General features: G+C 68.7%; 6 protein-coding genes and 1 pseudogene. 5 read left to right on the forward strand and 2 right to left on the reverse strand.

The window, feature by feature from the left end; all coding sequences use genetic code 11:
• The first annotated feature begins 66 nt into the window (after positions 1-66).
• Both VF697_RS21765 and VF697_RS21770 read left to right on the forward strand, forming a co-directional pair.
• Positions 67-540: an ankyrin repeat domain-containing protein gene (locus VF697_RS21765; protein WP_331097958.1), complete on the forward strand. Its 474-nt coding sequence runs from the start codon at positions 67-69 to the stop codon at positions 538-540.
• A 219-nt stretch (positions 541-759) separates the two neighbouring features.
• Positions 760-1,305 carry a DUF2378 family protein gene (locus VF697_RS21770; protein ID WP_331097968.1) on the forward strand — a complete coding sequence of 182 codons (546 nt, stop codon included), beginning with the start codon at positions 760-762 and terminating at the stop codon, positions 1,303-1,305.
• 48 nt (positions 1,306-1,353) lie between these two features.
• On the opposite strand, the gene VF697_RS21775 is transcribed toward VF697_RS21770, so the two are convergent.
• On the reverse strand, positions 1,354-2,310 hold the full coding sequence (locus tag VF697_RS21775) for a hypothetical protein (RefSeq protein WP_331097960.1): 957 nt from the start codon (positions 2,308-2,310) through the stop codon (positions 1,354-1,356).
• A 128-nt stretch (positions 2,311-2,438) separates the two neighbouring features.
• On the opposite strand from VF697_RS21775, the gene VF697_RS21780 reads away from it, so the two are divergent.
• Entirely contained in the window at positions 2,439-2,705 is a 267-nt protein-coding gene (locus VF697_RS21780) for a hypothetical protein (RefSeq protein ID WP_331097962.1), read from the forward strand.
• Positions 2,706-2,857: 152 nt separating this feature from the next.
• Complete coding sequence (locus tag VF697_RS21785; protein WP_331097964.1) at positions 2,858-3,232, forward strand: hypothetical protein; 375 nt, start codon at positions 2,858-2,860, stop codon at positions 3,230-3,232.
• Positions 3,233-3,240: 8 nt separating this feature from the next.
• Here the strand turns inward: VF697_RS21785 and VF697_RS21790 are convergent, their stop codons facing one another.
• Entirely contained in the window at positions 3,241-3,924 is a 684-nt protein-coding gene (locus VF697_RS21790) for a hypothetical protein (RefSeq protein WP_331097966.1), read from the reverse strand.
• Between the two features lie 353 nt (positions 3,925-4,277).
• On the opposite strand from VF697_RS21790, the pseudogene VF697_RS21795 reads away from it, so the two are divergent.
• Positions 4,278-4,553 (forward strand): annotated as a pseudogene (locus VF697_RS21795) (hypothetical protein); the annotation flags it as partial.

A 4,553-nucleotide genomic window follows, 5' to 3' on the forward strand; every position in this document is an offset into this window, starting at 1 on the left:
GCGAGGGAGCGGGCAGGGTGGCGCCCCCGGAGGGAAAGCGCCATGCTCTCTCCCCGGAGGTAGTCCATGTCCCTCTTCGATGCCGTGGCGGCCGGTGACCTGGCCCGCGTGCAGGTGCTGCTGGATGGCGGCGCCGACCCCAACCCCTTCGACGCCGAAGGCCGTACTCCCCTCATCGTCGCCGCCGAGAACGGCGAGGAGGCGCTCGTGAAGGCCCTGCTCGCCGGGGGCGCCGACCCCATCCTCTCCGACCGCATGGGGGAGACGGCGCTCGGCAAGGCCGCCGCCCACGGCCACAGCCGCGTCGCCGCCCTCCTCTATCCGCTCTCCTCCGAGGACGATCAGATGATGGCGCGCACGCTGCTCAAGGTGGGCACCGACTTCTTCAACCTCCCGCGCGAGCCGGGGCCGCCCCCGGACGAGTTCCGCCGCAAGCTGGCCTCCGCCACCGCCTATGTCGCCGGAAAGCTCGGGGACAACGCGCCCAATGAGCGGCTGGAGCGGCTGGAGCGCGCGGAGAAGAACGCCAAGAAGCGCTGAGCCCGGTGCGGCTACAGGTTTGTCGGGAGATCGCACGACATTGTCCTGTTTCCCGCACCCCCTCCGCCCGTCGGTGAACATCCCCGCTGGCCAGTTTCCGGCGTCTCCCGCCACTCCGTGCGACTATCTCCTCACTGTCCGGTGCGGCCCTGTGGGTCGCACGGTTCCAAACAGCCCCTTCTGTACGGGGCCGTCGTGAGCGGGGGGACATGCATGTTGATGACGGATGAGCGCGGGGTGTTCGGCAACGCTTTTCACGGTCTCTTTCAGCTTGCACACGGGAGGCTCTCCGCGGGGGCCCGCGGTGCCCTCGGACGCATGGGGCTGCAGCTCGACTGCCAGCCCCAGTCCTTCTACCCGCTGTCCGTGTGGCGCCCCTCGCTCGACATCGTCGTGCGCGAGCTCTACCCCGACCTCCAACGCGACGAGGCCCTGCGCCGGCTCGGCCAGCAGATGGTGCTCGGGGTGAGGGAGACGGTGCTCGGCCGGGGGATGCTCGCGCTCGGGCGAGCCCTCGGGCCCCGCCGGCTGCTCATGCGGCTGAACCACAACTTCCGCAACGCCGACAACTACGTGCAGATGCAGCTCACCGAGCTGTCCCCCACCGCCTACGAGGTGTGGATCAACGAGACGCTCGGGATGCCTTCCTACTACCAGGGCATCCTCGAGGCCGCGCTCGGCGCCACCGGCGCGCGCGAGCCCCGCGTGCGCAGCCTGCGCGTGGAGGGCGGCAGCGCCACGTACCACGTCGAGTGGCACGCGTAGCCCAGGGGGGCGGGAGGCTCATCGCCCGCCCCTCCCCCCGGGAACAGACTAGTTGTTGAACTTGCCCTCGCGCGCCTGCTCGAACGGCACGCGGTGCTTGAGGTAGGTGTCCTGGAGGCTGTGGTTGGCGATGACGTTGAGGCCGCCGTCGCCGAAGCGGTGCACCACCGCGCCCTTGCCCGCGTCCTTGAGGAAGGCCGCCGGGTCCACCGTGCCACCGAGCCCGAAGAGCGTGGGCACCGCGTCCCGGTTGTTCACGTAGTGCACGTACTTGGGCCCGTCCGGGTAGGTGGTCGCGGCGGCGCCGAAGGTCTCCACGTTCAGCCGGCTCATCGTCTTCTCGACGTCGGCCTTGGACATCCCATCTTCGATGCGCAGCCGGTTGGCGACGTCCTTGAGCGCGCGGCTGGTGATGAGGCCGCCCTGGCTGTAGCCCATCAGGTCCACCGACCGGCCCGCCTTCAGCTCCGAGTAGAGGGTGTCCGCCAGCGTGTCCACCGCCGGGTTGCGGCCCTTGTCCAGCTTGTCCTTCACGCACTGGGCCAGGTCGCTGACGAAGCCCTCGGTGGAGTTGTGGATGCCGATCGTGCGCGCCCCCGCCTTGTCGGCGATGGCCTGGAGGTCGCTCGACTGTGCCTCCTTGGGCGTCATGATGCCGTTGACGTAGATGATGGTCTTCGTCGGGTTGGTGTTGTTCTTCGGCATCACCGCCGGAATCTGGTTCAGCGGCGTGCCCGGCGGGAACGTCTGCCCGTTGGCGCCCACGAACTGGCCGTCATACGCCCGGTCCGGCTTCTTGCTGCCACCCAGCAGGTTCGTCACCTGCCGCGCCGGCCCCGCCTCGAAGGCGTCCACGCCCTGCTTCACCACCTTGGCGCTCTCGGCCACGGCGGTCTTCACGGTGTTGACCGCGACGTTCGCGGTCTGCTGCGTCTTCTCGACGGTCTGGCGCGCACCCTGGCCCACGTGGGACAGGAGGTTGCGGTTGCGATCGATGGTGCTCATGGGGGCTCCTGCGGATGATCCGTTGCTGCATTCTCCCATGAAGCGGTGCGGTAGTTGCGTACCCCCCCGCACTTTTCTGGCACGGTGCCGTCCTCCCCTCTCTCCCTCCCTGGGAAAGGAAGAAATCCATGAGCGCGAAGCGTCTCCTGTCGTCGGCGGTGCTCCTGTCCGGCCTGCTGGCCCTCGCGGCCTGCGGCAAGGCCGAGGTGGGCGAGGAGTGTGACAAGACGGGCAGCACCGACGAGTGCGTCGAGGGCGGCATCTGCGACACCCTCGGCGCCGGCAGCACCGCCCTGCAGTGCCTGAAGATCTGCACCCAGGACTCCGACTGCCCCTCCACCCAGTCCTGCACCGGCGTGAGCGGCAGCAACCAGAAGGCCTGCCACAACAAGTAGGAATTCCGGCCCCGCGCTCGCGGTCGCTCCGACGGTGCGGGTGGGCTCGGTCGAGCCCATCCTCGAGCGGCGAGCAGCCACGAGCGCCGGGGCGAGTGCTCCTCGGGGGCTTCCCGGATGGCTACCTCAACCCCAGGAGAAGGGGTTGAGCCATGCGCGAGAGCATTCTGACGGCGATCATCGCGACCGTGTCCTGGGGGGCGACAGCGCTCGCGCAGCAGGGCAGCTACGCCCAGCAGCAGCCCATGGCCGGGAGCTACCAACTCCAGCAACCGATGACTGGCAGCTACCAACTCCAGCAGCCGATGGCTGGCAGCTACTACCTCCAGCAGCCCATGGCCGGCAGCTACCAACTCCAGCAGCCGCTCATTGGCAGCGAAAGCCTCGAGCCGCTCTTCAACAACGACAGCTACAACATCAATCAGCCCTTCGTCGGCAGCTACGACCTCTATCCCCTGCGCTTCGACACGTTGGAGGAGCTGGAGGACCCCGAGATTCCGTCCGGGGCCCTGCCGTGGGGTCAGTGACCCGCTGACTACGGGCCGCAGCCGAGCCGCTCCGTCCCGATGGCGATGTCGTCGTACCAGAGCTCGTCCTGCTCGCCGTGGTAGGTCTCGAAGCCGAACCAGGCCCGGGCATATTGGGGAGACCAGCTCTTCAGGTTGGCGTCCCAGTTCGTCGTGTGGAGGCGGGTGACCTCGTTCCCATCGAACCACGCGCGCAGCTCGTGCTGGGCCCCATTGAAGAAGGCCTCCACGCAGTGCCACTTCCCCGCCACGAACTGGACGCCCTGCTCCGGCTGGCCCCAGGGGCCCGAGAGCACCTCGTACTCCGTGCCCGGGTGGATGAGGTTGGCCTCCAGCACGTACTGGTGGAAGCCGATGCGCACCATGCGCTGGTCATCCCCCGAGCCCGCTCCGAAGTAGGTGCTGTGGCCCTGGCCCATCCCCCTCTTGGAGCGGATGAAGGCCCGCATGTAGAAGCTGTTGTTGGCCGCCGGGAAGGGCACGGTGGTGGTGAACAGGACGGAGCGGTAGCCGCTCTGGCCGGTGCCGTTGACGTACACCGACTTCGAGCCGGAGTGAGCCTGGGTGCCATCCACGGAGATGCTGCCCTGCTGCCCGAAGACGCGGAGCGTCCACGTCGCCGCGTTGGGCGGTCCGCCGACGGACGCCGTCTCGAAATCATCGGAGACCAACAGCCCGCTCGCCCCAGGCAAGCCGCCCCCCTCCTCACTGTCCGTACAGCCCCAGGACAACCCGAAGAGACACACGCTCAACAGCCACAATCCTCGTCGCAGGTGCATGGCCGTCACGCTACCCCAACCCCTGGAGCAGGAGCGGAGCGCGCGCCGCTCGAGTCGCAAGCCGTCCAGAGGGCATGAGGGGGTGCGGTGGGGCTGTCAATCGAACTACCCCCGGGTAGGGGACGGGCGCTCCCTTGGCCGCCTGTCCCGTCTTGGCGGACGAGGGGGGGAAGACACACCTTCATTGAGCCTCACCCGTCCCGGTGGTTTGGAGCGGACGGAAGGAGAGCTTCATGGAAAGCAGCCCACCTACCGGATGGCAGGCAATGGAGGCTGCGCCCGTAGCGGCGACCGAGGGCGAGCACTCCCTGCCCCCCCGCTCCCTCTCCTTGAGACAGTTCATTCTCCGACTGCGCGACGCCAACAGACGCGGAGGCGCCGAGGCCCTCGAGCGGGTGCTGCGCGAAGGCAGCCTGCACCGGCGCGCCGTGGAGCCCTTCGCCCTGCTGCGCGAGGGGCGCTACACGCGCACCTTGGTGTACCGGGACGAGGACCTGGAGGTGCTCGTGCTGGGCTGGGGCCGTGGCGCGCGCGCGCCCAAT

The organism is Archangium sp., assembly GCF_036388035.1.
Taxonomy (GTDB): Bacteria; Myxococcota; Myxococcia; order Myxococcales; family Myxococcaceae; genus Archangium.

Excerpts from the sequence above, each read along its gene's own strand:
- VF697_RS21765 (WP_331097958.1), top strand. The coding sequence starts at position 67 with ATGTCCCTCTTCGATGCCGTGGCGGCCGGTGACCTGGCCCGCGTGCAG.
- VF697_RS21770 (WP_331097968.1), top strand. The coding sequence starts at position 760 with ATGACGGATGAGCGCGGGGTGTTCGGCAACGCTTTTCACGGTCTCTTT.
- VF697_RS21775 (WP_331097960.1), bottom strand. The coding sequence starts at position 2,310 with ATGAGCACCATCGATCGCAACCGCAACCTCCTGTCCCACGTGGGCCAG.
- VF697_RS21780 (WP_331097962.1), top strand. The coding sequence starts at position 2,439 with ATGAGCGCGAAGCGTCTCCTGTCGTCGGCGGTGCTCCTGTCCGGCCTG.
- VF697_RS21785 (WP_331097964.1), top strand. The coding sequence starts at position 2,858 with ATGCGCGAGAGCATTCTGACGGCGATCATCGCGACCGTGTCCTGGGGG.